At 60.1% G+C, this 20,893-nt stretch carries 23 protein-coding genes; 11 read left to right on the top strand and 12 right to left on the bottom strand.

What is annotated here, in order from left to right:
- Nucleotides 1–13 precede the first annotated feature (13 nt).
- Nucleotides 14–541 carry a hypothetical protein gene (locus tag Q1A06_RS03745; protein WP_299558765.1) on the bottom strand — a complete coding sequence of 176 codons (528 nt, stop codon included), beginning with the start codon at nucleotides 539–541 and terminating at the stop codon, nucleotides 14–16.
- Between the two features lie 131 nt (nucleotides 542–672).
- Here Q1A06_RS03745 and Q1A06_RS03750 point away from each other — a divergent pair, with 131 nt between their 5' ends.
- A complete protein-coding gene (locus tag Q1A06_RS03750) occupies nucleotides 673–1,086 on the top strand; it encodes a SufE family protein (protein WP_299558767.1) in 414 nt (137 codons plus the stop codon).
- 76 nt (nucleotides 1,087–1,162) lie between these two features.
- On the opposite strand, the gene Q1A06_RS03755 is transcribed toward Q1A06_RS03750, so the two are convergent.
- From Q1A06_RS03755 to Q1A06_RS03770, 4 genes are all read right to left on the bottom strand, one after another.
- A complete protein-coding gene (locus tag Q1A06_RS03755; RefSeq protein ID WP_299558870.1) occupies nucleotides 1,163–1,798 on the bottom strand; it encodes a DUF1638 domain-containing protein in 636 nt (211 codons plus the stop codon).
- A 242-nt stretch (nucleotides 1,799–2,040) separates the two neighbouring features.
- Nucleotides 2,041–2,739: a B12-binding domain-containing protein gene (locus tag Q1A06_RS03760; protein WP_299558769.1), complete on the bottom strand. Its 699-nt coding sequence runs from the start codon at nucleotides 2,737–2,739 to the stop codon at nucleotides 2,041–2,043.
- 133 nt (nucleotides 2,740–2,872) lie between these two features.
- Nucleotides 2,873–3,892 carry a betaine--homocysteine S-methyltransferase gene (bmt, locus tag Q1A06_RS03765; RefSeq protein WP_299558771.1) on the bottom strand — a complete coding sequence of 340 codons (1,020 nt, stop codon included), beginning with the start codon at nucleotides 3,890–3,892 and terminating at the stop codon, nucleotides 2,873–2,875.
- Nucleotides 3,893–4,392: 500 nt separating this feature from the next.
- Nucleotides 4,393–4,710, bottom strand: coding sequence for a DUF1476 domain-containing protein (locus Q1A06_RS03770; RefSeq protein ID WP_299558773.1), 318 nt, complete (start codon nucleotides 4,708–4,710; stop codon nucleotides 4,393–4,395).
- A 194-nt stretch (nucleotides 4,711–4,904) separates the two neighbouring features.
- Here Q1A06_RS03770 and purC point away from each other — a divergent pair, with 194 nt between their 5' ends.
- The 5 genes from purC (at nucleotide 4,905) to Q1A06_RS03795 (ending at nucleotide 9,772) form a co-directional block, all read left to right on the top strand.
- Nucleotides 4,905–5,666 carry a phosphoribosylaminoimidazolesuccinocarboxamide synthase gene (purC, locus tag Q1A06_RS03775; RefSeq protein ID WP_299558775.1) on the top strand — a complete coding sequence of 254 codons (762 nt, stop codon included), beginning with the start codon at nucleotides 4,905–4,907 and terminating at the stop codon, nucleotides 5,664–5,666.
- 67 nt (nucleotides 5,667–5,733) lie between these two features.
- Nucleotides 5,734–5,964: a phosphoribosylformylglycinamidine synthase subunit PurS gene (gene purS, locus Q1A06_RS03780; protein WP_299558778.1), complete on the top strand. Its 231-nt coding sequence runs from the start codon at nucleotides 5,734–5,736 to the stop codon at nucleotides 5,962–5,964.
- Nucleotides 5,964–6,632 carry a phosphoribosylformylglycinamidine synthase subunit PurQ gene (gene purQ, locus Q1A06_RS03785; protein WP_299558780.1) on the top strand — a complete coding sequence of 223 codons (669 nt, stop codon included), beginning with the start codon at nucleotides 5,964–5,966 and terminating at the stop codon, nucleotides 6,630–6,632. The genes purS and purQ overlap by 1 nt, the downstream gene beginning before the upstream one ends.
- A 35-nt stretch (nucleotides 6,633–6,667) precedes the next feature.
- Complete coding sequence (locus Q1A06_RS03790) at nucleotides 6,668–8,434, top strand: ATP-binding protein (protein WP_299558782.1); 1,767 nt, start codon at nucleotides 6,668–6,670, stop codon at nucleotides 8,432–8,434.
- 3 nt (nucleotides 8,435–8,437) lie between these two features.
- Nucleotides 8,438–9,772, top strand: coding sequence for a sigma-54 dependent transcriptional regulator (locus tag Q1A06_RS03795; RefSeq protein ID WP_299558784.1), 1,335 nt, complete (start codon nucleotides 8,438–8,440; stop codon nucleotides 9,770–9,772).
- Nucleotides 9,773–9,831: 59 nt separating this feature from the next.
- On the opposite strand, the gene Q1A06_RS03800 is transcribed toward Q1A06_RS03795, so the two are convergent.
- Nucleotides 9,832–10,125, bottom strand: a complete 294-nt coding sequence (locus tag Q1A06_RS03800; RefSeq protein ID WP_299558786.1) for a hypothetical protein — start codon at nucleotides 10,123–10,125, stop codon at nucleotides 9,832–9,834.
- A gap of 553 nt (nucleotides 10,126–10,678) precedes the next feature.
- Here Q1A06_RS03800 and Q1A06_RS03805 point away from each other — a divergent pair.
- Nucleotides 10,679–13,432, top strand: coding sequence for a ribonuclease E/G (locus tag Q1A06_RS03805; RefSeq protein ID WP_299558788.1), 2,754 nt, complete (start codon nucleotides 10,679–10,681; stop codon nucleotides 13,430–13,432).
- Between the two features lie 79 nt (nucleotides 13,433–13,511).
- Here Q1A06_RS03805 and Q1A06_RS03810 read toward each other — a convergent pair whose 3' ends face one another.
- Nucleotides 13,512–13,730 carry a sulfurtransferase TusA family protein gene (locus Q1A06_RS03810; protein WP_299558789.1) on the bottom strand — a complete coding sequence of 73 codons (219 nt, stop codon included), beginning with the start codon at nucleotides 13,728–13,730 and terminating at the stop codon, nucleotides 13,512–13,514.
- Nucleotides 13,731–13,823: 93 nt separating this feature from the next.
- On the opposite strand from Q1A06_RS03810, the gene Q1A06_RS03815 reads away from it, so the two are divergent.
- From Q1A06_RS03815 to Q1A06_RS03830, 4 genes are all read left to right on the top strand, one after another.
- Nucleotides 13,824–14,576 carry a cytochrome c biogenesis protein CcdA gene (locus Q1A06_RS03815; protein WP_299558790.1) on the top strand — a complete coding sequence of 251 codons (753 nt, stop codon included), beginning with the start codon at nucleotides 13,824–13,826 and terminating at the stop codon, nucleotides 14,574–14,576.
- 67 nt (nucleotides 14,577–14,643) lie between these two features.
- A complete protein-coding gene (locus Q1A06_RS03820) occupies nucleotides 14,644–15,867 on the top strand; it encodes a hypothetical protein (RefSeq protein WP_299558792.1) in 1,224 nt (407 codons plus the stop codon).
- On the top strand, nucleotides 15,864–17,222 hold the full coding sequence (locus tag Q1A06_RS03825) for a cytochrome P450 (RefSeq protein WP_299558794.1): 1,359 nt from the start codon (nucleotides 15,864–15,866) through the stop codon (nucleotides 17,220–17,222). The genes Q1A06_RS03820 and Q1A06_RS03825 overlap by 4 nt, the downstream gene beginning before the upstream one ends.
- Nucleotides 17,223–17,301: 79 nt before the next feature.
- A complete protein-coding gene (locus Q1A06_RS03830) occupies nucleotides 17,302–18,195 on the top strand; it encodes a fructose bisphosphate aldolase (protein WP_299558796.1) in 894 nt (297 codons plus the stop codon).
- Between the two features lie 57 nt (nucleotides 18,196–18,252).
- Here the strand turns inward: Q1A06_RS03830 and Q1A06_RS03835 are convergent, their stop codons facing one another.
- The 5 genes from Q1A06_RS03835 to Q1A06_RS03855 form a co-directional block, all read right to left on the bottom strand.
- Entirely contained in the window at nucleotides 18,253–18,480 is a 228-nt protein-coding gene (locus tag Q1A06_RS03835) for an N-(5'-phosphoribosyl)anthranilate isomerase (protein ID WP_299558798.1), read from the bottom strand.
- Nucleotides 18,481–18,495: 15 nt separating this feature from the next.
- Nucleotides 18,496–18,723, bottom strand: a complete 228-nt coding sequence (locus Q1A06_RS03840) for a ribbon-helix-helix domain-containing protein (RefSeq protein WP_299558800.1) — start codon at nucleotides 18,721–18,723, stop codon at nucleotides 18,496–18,498.
- Nucleotides 18,720–18,896 (bottom strand): DUF4169 family protein, encoded by a 177-nt coding sequence (locus Q1A06_RS03845; protein WP_299558802.1) that lies wholly within the window; start codon nucleotides 18,894–18,896, stop codon nucleotides 18,720–18,722. Before Q1A06_RS03845 ends, Q1A06_RS03840 begins: the two co-directional genes overlap by 4 nt.
- Nucleotides 18,893–20,284 carry a class II fumarate hydratase gene (fumC, locus tag Q1A06_RS03850; protein WP_299558804.1) on the bottom strand — a complete coding sequence of 464 codons (1,392 nt, stop codon included), beginning with the start codon at nucleotides 20,282–20,284 and terminating at the stop codon, nucleotides 18,893–18,895. Before fumC ends, Q1A06_RS03845 begins: the two co-directional genes overlap by 4 nt.
- Nucleotides 20,285–20,355: 71 nt before the next feature.
- The gene (locus Q1A06_RS03855) at nucleotides 20,356–20,856 is read right to left on the bottom strand and encodes a ClpXP protease specificity-enhancing factor SspB (RefSeq protein WP_299558806.1); all 501 of its coding nucleotides are present in this window, start codon (nucleotides 20,854–20,856) and stop codon (nucleotides 20,356–20,358) included.
- Nucleotides 20,857–20,893: the final 37 nt, after the last annotated feature.

Here is a 20,893-nt window from a genome sequence, read left to right on the forward strand (position 1 = left end):
ATCGGGGCGTGCGCTAGCGGCGCGCGACGCGCGCATTGCTCAGCCCCTCGACCCGGATGGTGTCCACACCGCGCAACTGCTGGTTGGTGACCTTTCTGGCCACGACAACTTCGCGGGTCTGCGGCGCGCCCTGCGGCAGGTTGCGCGCCGGTTCGATACCTTCGAGGCGGAACGAGAGCACGCCGTCAATCGGAGTCAGATCCTCGTCTTCGGGTGTCAGTTGCACAGCGTAGATACCCTGCCGCGCCGCTCGGCCTGTCACGCGGATGATCGCGCCCTCTGGAATCTTCTCTATCGTCATATCCACCACTTCGCCGAAGGGCAGTCCGACGTAAGCGTCAACTTCGGTGTCGCGGCGCGATAGAATTCCAGTGCGCTGGGGGATCAGGGGGTTTGTCGCTTCGGCCGGTTCCCCAGCCGCAACCGGCACCGAAGTGCTGCGCCCGAACCAGTTGAACGGATTGACGGCACTGTCGCGCACCACGGCGCAGCCGCCGAGCGTCAGAGCGGCGACAAGAAGAACGGAGAGGGGAATGCGCATGGGACCTGCCGAGACTATTCGTATTTGCCAAGACCTACCGCATCCACGCGGGCTTGGGAAGAGGTTGGGGGTGGACGTTTGACGGTGCGCCGCCTACCTCAGAAGCACCCGACGATCCAAAGGAGAATTTCATGGCCACCGTTGCATTCGAAGAGCTTGTCGAGGATTTCGAGTTTCTCGAGGACTGGGAGGACCGGTATCGCCATGTGATCGACCAGGGCAAGGCTATGACGCCGCTCGCGCCGGAGTTGTGTGTGCCGGCGACAAAGGTCGATGGGTGCGCCAGCCAAGTATGGCTGCACTCTGAAATGCGCAATGGCAAACTGCATTTTGACGGGGCGTCGGATGCGATGATCGTTTCGGGTTTGATTGCGGTATTACGTTTGCTGTACAATGGGTTGACCCCGCAGCAGGTTGTCGCCGTGGATGCGCGTGCCGAGTTGGGACGGCTGGGATTGAATGATCACCTGTCTGCGCAGCGATCCAACGGTTTGACCGCGATGGTAGAGCGGGTGCGACAGACAGCGTCACGCGCAGTGGAATGAGGCGCGGGGGGCGTTGCCCCCTTGGTCCCTGCGGACCAATTCCCCCAGGATATTTTCAGCCAAAAGAAATAGGAGGTTACAGACGGGCCAGAGTGTTGTGCAGATCACCGTAACCGGTGTAGCGACGTTCAAATGCGAGTCCTAGGCGCTGTGCACAGGCGCGGGCTTTGGTGGTGAGGGCAGGATCGTCGGTCTGGGCCTGATAGACCAGCTTTTCGTAATTGCCGAAATACATCTCGCGCAATTCGGGGTGGCGGTCGAGACCCATCGGTTTGATGATGAAGGCGTCGAACTGGCGGACGAGAAAATCCGTGAGATAGAAGGCTCTGATTTCATCTTCGCTAATCTTGGCGAAGCGGTCGTTGCCCTCGAAGAAGCTGTAGCAGTGCGGGCCTGCAATCATCTCGACGCCGAGCCTTGCACAGGCGGCTTCGAGCAGGCCGCCGGTGCCGCAATCGGCATAGACGACGAAGATCGTGTCGTAGGACGCGCGGTTTTCCTTGACCGTTTGTTCGACAGCCGCCGTGATCTTTTCAGGATGGAGATGATAGCCGGCAGGCAGGCATGTCAGGTCCAGATGAGACCAGCCGTTTGCCTCCTTCAGATCCAGAATCTCACGCGCGAGTGCTCCGCAGGCAATCAGCAGCACATTGCCTGCGGTCTTGGTCACCTCGTCGGGCTGCGCGGCTCTGTGTTGATCCAGCGGAGTCATCGCATCCATCGGTGCGCCAGAAGGGCGGCGCCGAGTAGGGCGGGCGGCAGCACGGCGAAACCGAGAAGTGAGACTGTGGACAGCAACCAGACGGTCAGGGCCGAAACAGTGATAACGCTTCCTATAAGCATGAGAAATGTCGATACCGGCATATGATCTCCTTTCTGCTTAGATAGTCAGTGCTGCCTGCCTGGAAAAGGCCCTGGGCCGAAAGCGGGCCGTTTCCGTTTGACGGCCCGAAGTCAGGCGTTTGGGCTGTTGTGCTTGCGCTGCACCCATTCTTTCGCCGTTTCCACCGCGACGGCGGCATCGCGGCAGTAGGCGTCGGCACCGATCGCCTTGCCGAATTCCGCGTTCAGGGGGGCGCCTCCGACAAGAACGATGTAATCGTCGCGGATACCCTGTTCAACCAGCGTGTCGATCACGACTTTCATGTAGGGCATCGTCGTCGTCAACAGTGCGGACATGCCGAGAATATCGGGACCTTCTGTTTCGAGTGCTTCGAGATATGCTTCAACAGCGTTGTTGATGCCGAGATCCACAACTTCGAAACCGGCCCCCTCCATCATCATCGACACGAGGTTCTTGCCGATGTCGTGAATGTCGCCTTTTACCGTCCCGATCACCATTTTGCCGACGCGCGGCGCACCGGTTTCGACCAGCAGCGGTTTCAGGATCGCCATTCCGCCCTTCATCGCGTTCGCGGCCAGAAGTACCTCGGGGACGAACAGGATACCGTCCCGGAAGTCGGCGCCTACGATCGTCATGCCGCCAACGAGCGACTTTGTAAGGATGTCGTAGGGTGACCAGCCGCGATCAAGCAGGATCGTCACGCCCTCCTGGATCTCTTCCTTGAGCCCGTCGTAGAGGTCGTCGAACATCTGCTGGACCAGTTCGTCGTCGTCGAGTTCCGACAGGATGATATCGTCTTCTTCGGACATGAGTTTCCCTTTGCGTTGCGGGCCGGTGGCTGTGCTCCGCTTCCTTTTGTCAGACATTGATCAATTTACTAGAGCATTTGCGACACGCCTCGGGCAGGGGGCGACTTGCCGGGGCGGATTCTGCGCTGCCCGCTCAGCCGGTGGGGCGTCTGCGACCGCGGCGCGGGCTGCGGACAGGGCCTGCGCCATCGGTCCCGTCGCTTTCGGACGAGAAGGCGCCCAGCGCGGCACCGATCTCTTCAAGCTCGGGTGCGGCGCCTTTCGGGGTCGTGTCGAGCGCCTCGCGCATTTTCTCGAGATGGCTTGGCATCGTGCCGCAGCATCCACCGATGATGGTGGCACCACAGTTGCGCGCCATCACGGCGTAGGTGCCCATTAATTCGGGCGTGCCGTCATAGTGAATATGACCATCGTGGTATTTCGGTATCCCCGCATTGCCCTTGGCGATGATTGGTAACTGGGCACCCTTGGCCGTGAAACCGAGCACCGTGCGCAGTAGATCGGACGCGCCGGTACCGCAGTTGGCACCGAAGGCGGCGGGCGCGTTGTCGATGTCTTCCACCATCTCGACCATTCCGGCCGATGTCATGCCCATCATGGTCCGGCCCGCAGTGTCAAAGCTCATAGTGCCAGCCCAGGGCATCCCTGCGAGCGCGAAGGCTTCGGCGGCGGCGCGGTATTCTTCGGGGGCCGAGATCGTTTCGAGCCAGAGAATGTCGGCACCGCCCGCCTTGAGCCCGTCCGCCGTCTCGTGGAACATTTCCACCGCATGTGCATGCGACAGCGTGCCGACCGGCTCCATGATCTCGCCGGTTGGGCCGACAGATCCGGCGACGATGACGGTCCGGCCCGCGGTGTCCGCGACCTCACGGCCCAGTTCCGCTGCAACGCGGCTGAGTTCATGCACGCGCTTTTGCGCGCTGTGGAGTTTCAGGCGGGAGGCATTTGCGCCAAAACTGTTCGTCAAGAACAGATCCGACCCTGCGTTTACCGCGCCCTTGTAGAGCGCGATGATCTTTTCGGGGTATTGGGTGTTCCACATCTCCGGCGCGTCGCCCGACATCAGCCCCATGTTGAACAAATTGGTACCCGTCGCGCCATCGGCGAGCAGCACACCTTTCTGGGCGAGCAGTTTGGTCATCGGATCGGTCATGGGTCGGCTCCGTGCATCAGGAATTCAGTCTCCTTTCATGAAGTGTTTTTTAAAACAAGTTCATAATCTTCATGTTGTTCATGAAGCATATTCGGATCGGGTAGCGATGCGAGAGAATGCACTTTTTGTGCGACCTCCTTGAGAGACTCGTTCGCGTGCTCGCAGAGGCGATGCTGTGCAGGCGCAACATGAGGGGTCCTGACCGTAAAGGCACCGGGACCGAGAGATTGGGCCAAGGCGATCCCTGCGGCATTGGACGGCCTGGCCCTCGCGGGAGCCGCTGTTGTGTCGAAAATGTCGGTGTGCCGGTGCTTCAAGGTGTCCGATAGACCGTAAGCGCGGCACCGTCAGGCAGACGGTGAGGATCGGGTAGGCCACCGGCAACCGTGAGTTCGCGTCCGGCACCATTCTGTCGACGGGCGTCCCGAACCCGCGACGACGCGCCATTCGGTTCACGAAAAGCGCGTCGATCTGGGGTAATTCGCCTAAGTTTCGGCGAACTACTTGAGTTCGGTCATCAACTGCGCCTTGGCCTCTATCAGCAGCGCTTCCATCTTGGCACGGATGGTCGCCTCGTCAGCCTTGTCGCCCAGATCCCCGGATACCTTTCGGACAACGTCCTCGTGTCCGGCTTCCTCGAAATCGGCCTTCACGACTTCTTTTGCGTATTCAATGGCTTCATCGCCGGATTTTCCCATCAGGTCAGCAGCCCACAGACCCAGCAGCTTGTTCCGGCGGGCCTCCGCCTTGAATTGCATCTCGGCATCATGGGCGAATTTCTTCTCGAAGCTCTCTTCGCGTTCGTTAAACTGGCTCATCCCTGTCTCCTTTGAGCGTCATTGATCTATCTTATATGTGGGCTAACCGCGCGCTCTACGCAAGCCATGGACCGATTGCCTGATCGGACCGGAAAAGCGGACGGGCAGCGCGCTTGCAGCAACGGCATGGTTGGACTATGAGAGGCGCAAGAGCGCGCGGGACCTCCCCCGCGGCGCGCAGACAGGGGATGCCCATGGCCCGCCGTAAGAAAATCTATGAAGGCAAAGCAAAGATTCTCTATGAAGGCCCGGAGCCCGGCACGATCGTCCAATACTTCAAAGATGATGCGACGGCGTTCAACGCCCAGAAAAAGGACGTGATTGACGGCAAGGGGGTTCTCAACAACCGCCTGTCGGAATTTTTCATGACCGGGCTGAACCAGATCGGCGTGCCGACACATTTCATCAAACGGCTCAACATGCGCGAGCAACTGGTGCGTCAGGTCGAGATCATTCCGCTCGAAGTGATCGTGCGCAACTACGCCGCCGGCAGCATGTCGAAGCGTCTGGGCATCGACGAAGGTACGCAGTTGCCGCGCCCGATCGTCGAATATTGCTACAAGGACGACGCGCTGGGGGATCCGCTTGTCACCGAAGAGCATATCGCCGCGTTCGGCTGGGCCAGCCAGCAGGACATGGACGACATCCTCAGCCTCGCGCTGCGGGTCAATGATTTCCTGTCGGGTGTCATGATGGCGGTCGGGATCCGGCTGGTCGATTTCAAGATCGAGGTCGGGCGCGTCTATGACGGCGATTTCCAGCGTCTGATCGTCGCCGACGAAATCTCGCCCGACAGTTGCCGTTTGTGGGACATCGAGACCGGTCAGAAGCTGGACAAGGACGTTTTTCGGCGCGATCTGGGGTCTTTGACCGACGCCTATACCGAAGTGGCCAAGCGGTTGGGCGTGATGCCCAAGACCTCGACGCCGATGACGAAACCGACGCTGATCAACTGACACCGCCGGTGCACGAATTGAGGGCCAACCGAAGCCGGGCAGCCCACCAGTCTGTAGGGGAATTGCCATGAAGGCACGGGTACATGTAATGTTGAAGAAAGGTGTTCTTGATCCGCAGGGCGAGGCAGTGCGCCACGCGTTGGGCGCGATGGGGTTCGACGGAGTGCAGGGCGTGCGCCAGGGCAAGGTGATCGAGCTGGACCTCGCGGATGATGCAACACAGGCCGACGTCGAGCGGATGTGCGAAAAGCTGTTGGCGAACACGGTAATCGAGAGCTACTCGGTGGAGATGTCCTGATGCGTGCAGCGGTCGTCGTTTTCCCGGGCTCCAACTGCGACCGCGATCTCGCTGTCGCGTTCGAGCGGGCAGGTGCGGACGTCACGATGGTGTGGCACAAGGACAGCGCGTTGCCCACAGGCATCGACATCGTCGGTGTGCCGGGCGGGTTTTCCTACGGTGATTATCTGCGCTGCGGCGCGATTGCCGCCAATTCACCGATCTGCAAGTCCGTTGCCGCCCACGCAGAGCGCGGTGGTTACGTCATGGGGATCTGCAACGGCTTTCAGGTGCTGACAGAAACCGGGCTGCTTCCGGGGGCGCTGCTGCGCAATGCAGAGCTGAAATATATCTGCAAGACGGTCGGTCTCAGGGTTGAAACCTCGGCCTCCGATTTCACCGCCGGATACAATGCTGGCGACGTGATCGACATTCCGATCGCGCACCACGACGGCAACTATTTTGCCGATCCCTCGACCCTCGCGCAGCTGAGGGACGAGGATCGTATCGCCTTTACCTATACCGAGAATCCCAACGGGGCGCAGGCCGATATCGCAGGTATCCTGTCGCCCAATCGCCGTGTTCTGGGCATGATGCCGCACCCCGAGCGGGCCGCGGATGCGGGCCACGGCGGGACGGATGGAGCGGCGCTCTTCCGCGCATTGACGAACGCGTTGACGACAGCCTGACTTGAGGTGGCGCGTCCGCGTGATAGGATGCGGCAATGGATGACACGCCTTCCACCGTACGCCCCCGACTTCCCGCAGCGATCAGCTGGCGGGTGCGTGTAGCACTTGCCCTGCTTTTAGTGTTGGCCATCGGCGTGATCTCCGTCACCAACAAATTGCTGACAGATCGGTTTACCGAGGCAACGCGCAACCGTGCAGAACTCAGGATTGCGCTCTATGGCGGCAACCTGTTGGCGGAGTTGCGCCAGAATGCCATCGTACCACAGCTTCTGGGCCGAGACCCTACACTGATCTCCGCGCTGGAGAGCGCGGATTATACACTTTCCACCCAACGTCTGATCTCCTTCGTAGAGGAAATCGGTGCCGCATCGTTGCTGCTGCTGGACACGGATGGACGCACGGTGGCTGCGACGGACCGCAGCCGCATCGGCGCAGCGCACCGATCCGAGCCGTACTTTGTCGATGCGATCCGCTCCAATGCGACGATTTTCAGCGTGATACCGCAGGACGGTGGCGGATTTCGCTTTTTCTATTCGCGGCGCATACAGAATGGCGGCACGACCATCGGCGTAATTGCGGCTGAAGTCGATCTCAAGAAGTTCGAGCGGGCATGGGCCGGTATCTCTGATGCGGTTATCGTCACTGACAGCAACGGTGAGATCCTGTTGGCCACCGAGCCGCGCTGGCGTGGCAGAACGGAAGAAGAAGCCTTGGCGAACCAGACACCGCAAAGTGCCATAGAACGGGCCATTCAGGCGACCGCCGACTGGACCGCGTTGCCGGCCGATGCCTATCTGCAGGGCGAAGCCGTGATGCGGCTCGAAACCCGGGTCAACTTTCGTGGCTGGCGCATGGTATCCTATACAACCTACGCCTCCGTACGGGAGCGGGTGAACGGGGTACTCGCGCTCGAAGTCATGGGGTTTGCTATCCTGCTGGCCTTGACGTTCTACGCGCTTAGTCGTCGAACGGCAGGCCGTGCCGCGTTGTTCCAGCGCGAATCTGCGGAACTTCGCGCCCTCAATGCTGCGCTGCAGCGCGAAATCGCCGAACGCAAACGCGTCCAGCAGACCCTCGCGGTGGCCGAGCAGACCCTTGAGCAATCCAGTAAACTTGCCGCACTGGGTGAAATGTCGGCCGCTGTCAGCCACGAGCTGAACCAGCCACTGGCCGCGATGAAGACCTATCTGGCCGGCGCGCGTCTCTTGCTGCGGCGTAGCCGGCCCGAAGAGGCGCTCAGCTCTTTCGGGCGTATCGACGATCTGATAGAACGAATGGGAGCCATCACGCGGCAGCTCAAATCCTATGCACGCAAGGGGCAGGAGGCGCTGTCGCCGTTCAACATGGGTGACGCTCTGGCCTCGTCCCTGTCGATGATGGAGCCGCAGTTGCGCCAGCGGCAGGTGCAGATCGTGCGTATCTTGCCCGAAGATCCGGTGCGGGTGCTGGGCGACCGGATGCGGATCGAACAGGTTCTCGTGAACCTCTTGCGCAATGCGCTCGACGCCACCAAATCTGAACGGAACCCTAAGGTGGAGATCATTCTGTCAGCAGGAGAGACGGCCACGCTGACGGTGCGTGACAACGGACCGGGGATCGAGGACTTGGACGCGCTCTTCGAGCCGTTCTATACAACCAAGCAACCGGGTGATGGTGTAGGTCTCGGCCTTGCCATCTCATCGGGCATCGTGAGCGATCTGGGCGGGCGCCTGACGGCCCGCAACGGCCAGAACGGCGGCGCGGTATTTGAAATGCAACTGCCGATCTTTGACGGCGAACTAGAGACACAGGCAGCGGAGTAGATTATGGCCCAGGCGATGAAAATTGCGATTGTCGACGACGAAAAGGATATGCGCCAGTCGATCAGCCAATGGCTGGCGCTGTCGGGATATGACACCGAAACCTTCGGCAGCGCGGAAGACGCGCTCAAGGTGTTGGGGCCGGATTATCCCGGCATTGTCATTTCCGATATCAAGATGCCGGGCATGGACGGGATGCAGTTCCTGAAAAAGCTGATGGGCAGCGACAGCGCGCTGCCGGTGATCATGATCACCGGTCACGGCGACGTGCCGATGGCGGTTGAAGCGATGCGTGTGGGCGCGTTCGATTTTCTGGAAAAACCGTTCAACCCGGATCGGATGAGCGAGCTTGCCAAAAAGGCGACCTCGGCACGCAGGCTGGTAATGGACAACCGCGCGCTGCGGCGTGAATTGAGCGATGGCGGCCAGTTGATGAAAAAGCTGATCGGACAAAGCCCGGTGATGGAGCGGCTGCGTGAAGATATTCTTGATCTGGGGCAGGCGGACGGCCATGTCCTGATCGATGGTGAAACCGGTACCGGCAAAACGCTGGTGGCGCATGCGCTGCACGCCGTAGGCAGCCGCGCGGGCAAAAAATTCGTGCTGGTGAGCTGTGCTGCGCACGAGGAAGACGCGTTGCGCAAGCGTCTGTTCGGCCCGATGCAGCCCGAGGATGCGCAATTGCCCGCGATCGAGGAAGCGCGCGGCGGGACACTGGTTCTGGAGGATGTCGAGGCATTGTCGGAAACGCTTCAGGCACGGCTATTGTCGGCGATCAATGAGCAGGGCACACCCGCCGAGACGCGCATCGTCGCGATATCGAACCTGCAGGAGGCAGGGCGCACGTCCGAAGATGCTTTGCGCTCGGACCTGTTCTACCGGCTTGCGGCGCTTCGGATTACCGTACCGCCACTGCGCCAGCGCGGCGAGGACATCCTGACGTTGTTTACCCGACTGAGCGAGCAGTTCGCGGACGAGTACGGCTGCGACGCCCCGCAGGTCAGCGCGCAGGAGGCGGCGCAGCTGCTACAGGCGCCCTGGCCCGGCAACGTGCGGCAACTGATCAACGTGGCGGAGCGCGCGGTGCTGCAATCGCGTCGCGGTTCGGGCACGATTGCATCGCTATTGATGTCCGATCATGAGGAAATGCAGCCGGTGATGACCACCGAAGGCAAGCCGCTCAAGGAATATGTGGAAGCGTTCGAACGGATGCTGATCGACAACACGATGCGTCGGCACAAGGGCTCAATAGCCAGTGTCATGGACGAGCTGTGCCTGCCACGCCGGACCCTCAACGAGAAAATGGCGAAATACCAGCTTCAGCGGTCCGATTACCTTTAAAAGGCGGGTGCGCGGCTAGAATACGGGTGCGCAGGCGTCCGCCGCCTGCGCATGAGGGCTCAGCCGCCCATCTTGTAAAGCTGGGTCGCGGTGCCTTCGTCGTCGGTGCGGCACATCCAGCGTTCCTGAAGCGCGGGCACGTCGATGATGTACTGGTTGATCTCGACGATGGGCAGTGTGGTATTCAACTGCGCGCCGGCTCCTGTCTGGTTGCCGACCGCATCCACACAGGTCCGGTTGGCGCGTGCGTCACGGCGCACAGCCGGATCGGAGTCGAACTCTGCCGGGTCGCAGGCAGCAAGGGCAAGAGTTGCCACGCAGAGCAACGTGGCGGGGCGCAGAATGTATCGCATATTTTCTCCTCATAAGCAGCAGTGGTTTGCCGTACGGACTGACACTATTGCCTTATTCTGCGGGCGGCAACATGTCGCGGCCTGTTGCGGGGCCATTCCCACGCGCCGCATCGGAAGCGACATGATTTTTGCGGGCCGGGGGAAAGATTGCCCATTGTGTTTGCCGGCCCGCTCCTTTTAACTAGGGGGATGGGCGAGGGTCGGACGCAAGTCCGGCACAACCGCCATACGAGTTTCGCTGTCGCACCGGGATCCCCCGTGCCGCGACGGACCGATCACGCCGGCAACGGCTTATGAGACGCTGATGGAAATCAATGGCCAAGTGCCTGAGATAACACAGTTTTAATGGATGTGGCGGAGGCTGTGCACGGCACTGGCGCTGCGCGCATCGGAGAAGAACCGCGATGACGCGTGCAAACGCAACCAGCTGTTTACCGTGGGGCCCGCCGGGTCCTGCTGACGCTGCGTCTTCAATCGCCCTGACAAGACATACACCGCACCGTGCCGCTCCTCCCGGGAGGGCCGCGCGGTCGCGCGTATGCAAAATGGATTTATGCCTAAGAAAATGCTTATCGATGCCACCCACGCGGAAGAAACCCGCGTCGTGGTGGTGGACGGAAACAAGGTTGAGGAGTTCGACTTTGAATCCGAGAACAAACGGCAGCTCGCCGGAAATATCTATCTCGCCAAGGTAACGCGCGTCGAGCCGTCGCTTCAGGCGGCTTTCGTGGATTACGGCGGCAACCGCCACGGTTTTCTCGCGTTCTCCGAGATACACCCCGATTATTACCAGATCCCCGTAGCGGACCGGGAAGCACTGCTGGAAGAAGAGCGTGCATTCGCCGAAGCACAGGCGGCCAAAGACGACGACGAGCAGAAGCCAAAGCGCCGCTCGCGTTCGCGCAGCAGATCCAAGCCCAAGGCCGAGGAAGCCAATACCGGTGACGCCAAGGCCTCGACCGAGATCGAGGGCATGGAAACCGTCGATCTGGGCGACGAGGAAGAGGTCGCCGTGCGCGAGGACGAAGCATCGTCCCCGATGGAGCGCGTGCGCGAGACGCCCGTAGAGACACCCGACGCGGATGACGACGAGAACGGCTCGGACGACAATGTCGATGATCCGGTCGAGGCATCCGAAAAGGATGACGACATCGAATCCGTCGCCGATGAGGACGACAGCGAAGACATCCGCCCCGTACGCAAACCGCGTCCGCGCCGCTACAAGATCCAGGAAGTCATCAAGGTCCGCCAGATTTTGCTGGTGCAGGTAGTCAAGGAAGAGCGCGGCAACAAGGGTGCGGCGCTGACGACCTATCTCAGCCTCGCAGGCCGCTACTGCGTCCTGATGCCCAACACCGCACGCGGCGGAGGTATCAGCCGCAAGATCACCAACGCCGCCGACCGCAAGAAGCTCAAGGAGATCGCGAACGAGATCAAGGTGCCACGCGGCGCCGGTCTGATCGTACGCACCGCCGGGGCCAAACGGACGAAGGCCGAAATCAAACGCGACTATGAATACCTTCAACGTTTGTGGGAGCAAATTCGCGAGTTGACGTTGAAATCCATCGCGCCCGCAAAAATCTATGAAGAAGGCGATCTGATCAAACGGTCGATCCGCGATCTGTATAACCGCGACATCGACGAGGTATTCGTCGAGGGCGAGCGCGGCTACCGGATCGCCAAGGACTTCATGAAGATGATCATGCCGTCGCACGCGAAGAACGTGAAGCGCTATGAAGACCAGATGCCGCTGTTCGCGCGCTATCAGGTGGAATCGTACCTGTCCGGCATGTTCAACCCCACGGTGCAGTTGCCGTCGGGCGGCTATATCGTGATCGGTGTCACCGAAGCGTTGGTGGCTGTCGACGTGAACTCGGGCCGGGCGACCAAAGAGGGGTCCATCGAGCAGACCGCGCTCAAGACCAACCTCGAAGCGGCCGACGAGGTGGCGCGTCAGGTCCGTCTACGCGATCTCGCGGGCCTGATCGTGATCGACTTCATCGACATGGACGAACGCAAGAACAACGCGTCCGTCGAAAAGCGGATGAAAGACAAGCTCAAGACCGACCGCGCGCGCATCCAGATCGGCCGCATTTCGGGCTTTGGCCTGATGGAGATGAGCCGCCAGCGTTTGCGTCCCGGTATGATCGAAGCAACGACACAGCCGTGTCAGGCGTGTCACGGCACCGGTCTGATCCGGTCGGACGACAATCTTGCCCTCGCGATCCTGCGCAGCATCGAAGAGGAAGGCACGCGCAACCGCTCGCGGGAGGTGCTGATCAAGGCGCCGGTGGGTATCGCGAACTTCCTGATGAACCAGAAGCGTGAGCATATCGCGAACATCGAAATCCGTTATGGTCTGAGCGTCCGCGTGGAAGGTGATCCGCATCTGGTGAGCCCTGATTTCTCGCTGGAGAAATTCAAGACAGCGACGCGCGTCGTTGCCCCGGTTGCCGCACATGTGGTGTCCGTCGACACATCCCTGATGGATCAGATCGACGAAGCCGAAGCGGCGCAGGCGGACGAGGACGAAGCAGCCGCACAGGCGCACGAAGCGCAGGCCGCGTCGTCCGACACCGACCGCGAAGATACCGACGACAAGCCAAAGCGCAAGCGCCGGCGGCGGCGGCGGAGTCGCGGCGGCAAGTCGAATGGCAGCGAAGAGTACACTGGCAACGAGAACGATTCCGACGAATCATCAGAGGACGCGAAATCGGATCAATCCGCTGTGAAAGACGCGGAAACAGACGCTGAGCCTGCAGCGGAGACAGAAAAACCGAAGCCCAAGTCGCGCAGCCGGTCACGGTCGCGCGGCAGCAAGCCGAAGGAAGAAGCGGCAGAAGCCAACAGCGAGGACGCGGTCGTATCGACAGATGCATCCGAAGAGCCTGCCGAAGCCCCAGCCGAACCTGTGGAGAAACCAAAGCGCAAGCGGGCACCGCGCAAGCCGAAGGCGAAGGTGGAGAAGGCACCGGAAGAGACGCCCGTCGCGATGGAGGCGCAAGATGCTCCCGTGACACAGCCGGAGGCAGATGCGCCGGTCGCTCCTGAGAAAAGCGTCGAGGTGTCTGAAGAGGCGGCGTCAGATGGGGCACCAGTGCCAGAGGCGCCGCAGAAACCTGACGATACACCGGCGGCAGAAACGCCGGACACGCCGCGACAGGAAGAGCCCTCGCTCGCGGAGCCTGTTGCAGTCCCGACCGCAGCAAGTGCACCCGAGGAAACGTCAGAATCGCAGGCCGAGCTCGACACCGCAAAGTCGGAAAAGCCACGCCGCAAGGGCTGGTGGTCTCTCGGCAGCCGCTAGATCGGATCGTTGCACGACAAAAGGAAAGGCAGGCCATCGCGGCCTGCCTTTTTTGTTCAATGGTAAAGACCGTCTAGGCTCATTTTTCGATCAGATATATCTGCACTTCGCCTTCTTGCGACGTCTCGATAAGCGAGTGACCGCTTTGCGCGCAAAAGTGCGGCACGTCGATAATTGCAGCAGGATCGTCCGCGCGCATCCGCAGACGTTCTCCGGCGCCCAGCGCCTGCAGTCGCTTGCGCGCCTTGAGAACCGGAAGCGGACATAAAAGCCCGGTGGCATCAAGATCATGGGTCATACCCCGTACGTAGGATGCTTGTTACATCCTGTCCACACTCTTGTGACCGCCCAAGCAGGTGACGTTGCCGCGTGCAGCGTATAGCAGTGTGGCATGTTTGGAATCGACCTTATCGACGCGAGCCTTTTGCCCGCCATGACCGTTGCCCTGGTTGCGGGGATCATCAGCTTTCTGTCGCCCTGCGTGCTGCCGATCGTGCCGCCTTATCTGGCGTATATGAGCGGGGTGTCCATCGGAGATATTTCGCAGGCGCGTGCTGGTCGTAGCAAGGTTATGACCGCCGCGTTGTTCTTCGTGCTTGGGCTGTCGACGGTATTCATCTTCCTGGGCTTCGCGGCGTCGGCCATCGGGAGCCTGTTCTTGCAGTATCAGGGGTGGCTCAATACTTTCGCCGGGATCGTCGTGATGATTTTCGGCGCGCATTTTATCGGGGTCTACCGCATCGGTTTTCTGGACCGCGAAGCACGGATGGACGCAGGTGACAGGGGCGGCAGCGCCTTTGGTGCCTATGTCCTTGGCCTTGCGTTCGCCTTTGGCTGGACACCGTGCATCGGGCCACAGCTCGGCGCGATCCTGTCGCTGGCCGCGTCCGAGGCATCGGTCGTGCGCGGTACTACACTGCTTGGCATCTATGCCATCGGGTTGGGGTTGCCTTTCCTGCTTGTCGCCGCCTTCTTGCCGCGACTTGGCGGCGCGATGGGATGGATGAAGCGGCATATGGAGCAGATCGAGCGCATTATGGGGTTGTTGCTGTGGACCATTGGCCTGCTGATGCTGACGGGTGGTTTCTCGGTCCTATCGTTCTGGCTTCTCGAAACCTTCCCGGCCCTTGGTGCGCTGGGATAAGCGGCCTTACTTTGGTCGAAAACCTTTGCTAGCGTAGGGCTTGCGCAACACAGGCCTGATCCCGCCCATGACCCGATCTTCCCGATCCGTCGCGACGCGGCGAGTGTTCTACATTCCGGGCTACGACCCGATACACCCGCGCCGCTACCGGGAGCTTTACCGGACTGAATCCGCGGCACAGGCCGCTGTGTCTGGGTATGATATCTCACTTTCCGCGCGGCAAGGAGAAAAGATATACGGATGGAATATCAAGGGGTTGATCGACGGTTCTGATGTGGACACTTCGGTGGATGTTCTGGTTTGGTCCGATATCGTGCGCGACAGTATGAACACTTCGATCCTTGCAACGTACGTGCAGCTTCTTCGCACGGCATGGATCTATAATTCCACAGGTGCGTTGTGGCGTCTGATGCAACTGCGCAAGGGGCCGGTGATCGCGGCGCTGTATCCGGTCGCCATGTTGCTTATGCAACTCACACTCGCGCTGGCGGTTGTCTTTTGTGTCGCCGCGCTCGGTGCGTATATCTCGGATTATCTTGCGGTCCGGTTGGCAGCCGTGGCGATTGGAGGCTTTATTGGGTGGCAGGTCCTGAGGTGGTTCAAACGGCGCGATGGCAAATTGTTCGCCTATTATCTGATGCATGACTATGCATTCGGCGCTGCGACACGCGGCGCAAATCCCCCGGCGCTCGAAACGCGCATGGCGGAGTTCGCCGATGCCATCGCGCAGGCACTCGGCAGCGATGTTGATGAAGTCCTCGTGGTCGGCCATTCGTCGGGAGCGCATCTGGGCGTATCGGTATTGTCGGATCTTCTCCGGGCGGATCGGGTACCAGCACAGGGACCTGCGTTTGGCTTTCTAACGTTGGGGCAGGTGGTACCGATGGTGTCGTTCCTGCCTGAGGCACACCGATTGCGCGCCGATCTGGCGTATCTGAGCATCCAAGACGGGATCACATGGGTCGATGTCACCGCACCCGGCGACGGTTGCGCCTTTGCGCTGTGCGACCCTGTCGCCGTCAGCGGCGTTGCACCACCGAACAAGCGCTGGCCGCTCGTGATATCAGCGGCATTTACCCAAACACTCAGTGCCGCACGCTGGAAAGAGCTGCGCTGGCGGTTTTTCAGGCTTCATTTTCAGTATCTTTGCGCGTTCGACCGTCCCGGCGACTATGACTATTTCCGGATCACGGCGGGTGGTCTGACGCTCGGCGACCGCTATGCTGATCGCACGGCGTCGAAATCGCGCATCGAGCGACCGGTGAACCGCTTCACCTCGACCGTACCATGATCCAGCCCCCCAAGCCTCCAAGCCGGCCGGACAGGGTATCGCTCTGGCGCTATGCGCGCCTGTTTCGCAGTGACATCCTCTCGGCGCAGCCCGCGCGGCTGTACCGTGCCTGGATGGCGGAGTTCAGAACCCCGTTTTTCCGCAGTTATCTGATTAACCAGCCTGAGATCGTCAAAACCGTGCTAAAGGATCGTCCCGACGATTTCCCAAAATCGGAGCGCGTAAGCGAGGGATTGCGCCCGCTGTTGGGAAACTCGGTATTCGTGACGAACGGTGCCGTATGGAAGCGGCAGAGGCGCATCATAGATCCCGCATTCGAAGGAGGGCGTCTGCGCGAGGCGTTCAGCGCCATGTGGGCCGCTTCGGAAGCAGCGGCGGCGCGCCTTGAAACCTGCGTGGGCACCGAGATCGAGATCGAGGGAGAGGCGAGCCACGCCGCCGCCGATGTGATCTTTCGCACGTTGTTCTCCTTGCCGATCCACGATGAGGTCGCGCGCGAGGTGTTCGAGGAATTCAAGACCTACCAGCGCAGCCAACCGATCCTGAACCTAGCCGCACTGTTACCGATGCCATCCTGGCTGCCGCGATTGTTCCGGCGCGACACGAAACGCAGTGCGGCACGGATCAGGCGACTGATTGCGGCTTTGACGACCGAGCGTGCAGCCCAGATCGCAGCCGACACAGCACCCGACGATCTCGCGACCAAGATCATGACAACCGTTGATCCGGTTTCGGGAGAAACCTTCAGCACGGAAGAGATGGTCGACCAGGTCGCGATATTTTTCCTAGCAGGACATGAAACCAGTGCGTCGGCATTGGCATGGGCGCTCTATCTAATGGCGCTCTATCCCGAATGGCAGGACCGCCTGGCCGAAGAGGCACACGCGCTGGACAAAGATGATTTTGCCTTGATGGGCCAATTGCGGCTGAGCCGCGATGTGTTTCGCGAGACGCTTCGGCTCTATCCACCCGTCCCGATGATGGTCCGTGAAAACAGGTGCCCCGAACGGATACGCAACAGGTCCGTTGCTCGGGCGTCGCAGATGGTGATAAGCCCGTGGCACCTGCACCGGCATACGCGCTTGTGGGACAATCCTGACGGGTTCGACCCGACCCGCTGGCATACGCAGAACGGAAAATCCTGCCAGCGCGACGCGTTCATTCCGTTCAGCGCGGGGGCCCGCGTTTGTCCGGGAGCGGGATTTGCCATGATAGAGGGCCCGTTGCTCCTGTCCCGCATTCTGCGGGAGTACCGGGTCATTCCCGCTCAGGGCCCGCCGCCCGTACCGGTCGCGCATCTCACTGTGCGTGCCGCAAACGGGATCCGGCTCAGGATCGAGCGCCGTACGCTTTAGATCGCGCTAACACGCTGGCCTTGGTGCGGATCATCCTTTACTAGGCGTGGAGATCAGGAACGAGCAAAGAGGGCTTCTTATGGGTATCAAGGACGCGCAACGCACTCAGATGACAAAAGCGCGCGGGTTTATCGCCGCCTTGGACCAATCCGGCGGATCGACACCGAAGGCGCTGAGCCTCTACGGGGTGGAGCCATCGGACTACGCCGGCGATGAAGAAATGTTCGCCGCAGTCCACGCGATGCGGTCCCGCATCATTCTGGCGGATGCCTTTACGTCTGACAAAGTCATCGGTGCGATCCTGTTTGAGCGGACCATGAACAATTCCATCGATGGCAAGCCGACAGCGCAACTGCTGTGGGAAGACCGCGGCGTGGTGCCGTTTCTGAAGATCGACAAAGGATTGGCCGAGATCGAAAACGGTGTACAGTTGCTCAAGCCGATGCCCGATCTCGACGGGTTGTTGGCACGGGCCAACGAAATGGGCATTTTCGGTACAAAAGAACGCTCGTTGATCCACGAAGCGAACCCGAAGGGCATCGCCGATGTGGTTGCGCAGCAGTTCGAGGTGGCCCAAACGGTGTGCGCCGCCGGTCTGGTTCCGATCGTGGAACCGGAAGTGAGTATAGATTCCGCAACAAAGTCAGACGCTGAGGAAATTCTCGAATCCGAAATCATCAAGCATCTTGATGGTCTTGAGGAGAACGAAGATGTTGTTTTGAAACTCACGATCCCAAGCAAGGCCGGCCTTTATGATGCCGCGGCGGATCATCCCCGTGTGCTTCGCGTCGTTGCACTATCCGGCGGGTATTCCACGGATGAAGCTTGCGAAAAACTGAGCCGAAATCACAAGATGATCGCAAGTTTCAGTCGAGCCCTGTCCGAAGGTCTGAATGTGAAGATGACGGACGCAGAGTTCGAAGACGCTTTAGGCCGCAACATCGACAAGATTTACGCAGCCTCGATCGCCTAAGAGTGCGGGTCGGAATTTTTCAGAAAATTCCGGTCCGATTTTTTTTGAAAAAATCGACTATAGAAGCACGCGAATTGGCTCTTGATTGCAGAAGATTATGATCTGGCCCGCGTTTTCAACCGCATGATAGCCGCGACGTTTGAGTTCGTATTCGAATGCGTCACGCCCTACGTATCGGTCCACGTCACGCGATTTGCGGCGTATCACACCGCCCTCGCGTGCTGCTTTGGCGCTGAACAGATGCAGCAGCCAGATATCCGGGGAGAGCGGTGCGGGGATCGTCATTCCATTACGCTAAACTTATTTCGGTAAACGATCCTTTAACGCGCGCAAGACGAAAACGCGGATGGCCGAGGCCAGCCCGCTTTCCACACCCCGTGCCTCGTCGATTTCCGCAACAAGCGCGTTGATTGGCATGTCTTTCCTGAAAGCGATCTCACGCAGTTCTGCCCAGAATGGCGCCTCAAGAGAAATGGACGTGCGGTGCCCGTGCAATGTTACAGAGTGTTTCACGGGCCGCGCGCTCATGTTCCGCGCTTGTGCCCTTCCAGGGTCAGCGCAATCCGCTCGACGCGCGCCTTCAACGTTTCCTTTTGCGTCTTGCTCTGGCCGAATTGAACCGAATTCTGATCTGCGCGGGTGCGCCGGGCCGCGCGTTCGCGCTCTTTTCGGATCTTGTTCAGATTGGTTGGCATGCTCATTTCGGACCGATCATGTTTTCCGGCCGCACAACGCGATCGAATGTTTCTTCATCGACAAAGCCCAGGGCGACGGCTTCTTCCTTGAGTGTGGTGCCGTTTTTATGCGCCGTCTTTGCGACCTTAGTCGCATTGTCGTATCCGATTTCAGGTGCAAGTGCTGTGACCAGCATCAGGCTCTCGCGCATCAGCTTTTCAATCCGGTCGGCGTCCGCCTGCAGTCCAACGACGAGATTGTCTGTAAACGCCGCCGCCGCGTCGCCAAGGAGCTGCATGGATTGCAGTACGTTATAGGCCATCATCGGTTTGTAGACGTTAAGCTCGAAATGGCCCTGGCTGCCGGCAAAGCCGACCGCAGCGTCGTTACCGAACACATGCGCGCAGACTTGGGTAAGCGCCTCGCACTGTGTCGGATTCACCTTGCCCGGCATGATCGATGATCCAGGCTCGTTCTCCGGCAGGATCAGCTCGCCGAGACCGCAGCGCGGGCCTGACCCCAGCAGACGGATGTCGTTGGCGATCTTGAACAGGCTTGCAGCGACCGTTTTCAGGTGGCCCGAAACCTCGACCATCGCATCATGCGCCGCCAGCGCTTCGAATTTGTTCGGGGCGGTGACGAAGGGCAGTCCGGTGATGTGCGCCATATTCGCGGCCACCGTTTCGGCCCAGCCTTCGCGCGTGTTGAGCCCGGTGCCAACGGCAGTGCCTCCCTGGGCGAGTTCATAGATTCGACCAAGGCCGTCTTCGACCCGGCGGATGCTCATCGCGACCTGATGCGTATAGCCCGAGAATTCCTGGCTGAGGGTCAGCGGCGTGGCATCCTGCGTGTGCGTACGGCCGATCTTGATGATGCCGTCGAACTCCTCGACCTTCGCCTGCAGCGCCGCATGCAGCTTTCTCAAGCCGGGCAGTAGAACGTCGCGTGCTGTGGTGGCGGTTGCAATATGCATCGCCGTCGGGAAGGTATCGTTCGACGACTGGCTCATGTTGCAGTGGTCGTTGGGATGGACTGGATCCTTGGAGCCGATCACACCGCCCATGATTTCGATCGCGCGGTTTGCAATGACTTCATTGGCATTCATGTTGGACTGCGTACCCGAGCCTGTCTGCCAGACCACGAGCGGGAAGTTGTCGTCGAATTTGCCCTCGACCACTTCCGCTGCGGCTTGCACGATGGCTTTGCCCTTGTCTTCGTCCAGAGATCCCTGCGCCATGTTCGCCTGTGCGCAGGCCTGCTTTATCACCCCCAGCGCCCGCACGATGGCGACGGGCTGCGTCTCCCATCCGATCGGGAAGTTCATGATCGACCGCTGCGTCTGCGCGCCCCAATATTTGTCGGAAGGGACCTCCAACGGGCCAAAGCTGTCGGTTTCGGTGCGGGTGTCGGCCATGTTCGGGCGCTCCTGATCTTGTCTGATGACGTCAGGGGGCTGTTTAGCGGGCGACCGCCCCCTGCGCAAACTTATGTTTTACGAAAACTATCCAATGAAACGATTTCGGCGGCCTTTGCGGGGGATTCCTCTACTTCAAGCTGCGACTCTTCGGTCTGGGGCAGCGTCTCGCTGTCTGTGCGTTTACTAGCGTCGCCCGTGCGGGATTCGGCGCCCTCTTCCTGTTGTTCGAACCGCAGGCCGAACTCTACCGACGGATCCACGAAGGTACGGATCGCATCGTACGGGATATACAACGGTTCTGGCGCATCGCCAAAATTCAGCGTGATCGAAAAACCGTCCTCCGTCACTTCGAGATTGTCGTACCAATGCTGCATGACCACGGTCATTTCGTCAGGATAACGGTCGGACAGCCAATCCGCCAGCTCCGCATCGGGATGGCTGGTATCAAAGGTTATGAAGAAATGGTGCGCACCCGGCAAACCATTGTCCGCTACATCCAATAGGACGTTGCGGATCAGGCTGCGCATGGCATCATGCATGAGGTTGCCATAGTCGATGCTGCGGCTCATGTCGTTCCCCCGAAGTGTAACCGTTTGCACCACCATA

The sequence above is a fragment of the uncultured Sulfitobacter sp. genome (assembly GCF_947497275.1).
In the GTDB taxonomy this organism is placed as follows: domain Bacteria; phylum Pseudomonadota; class Alphaproteobacteria; order Rhodobacterales; family Rhodobacteraceae; genus Sulfitobacter.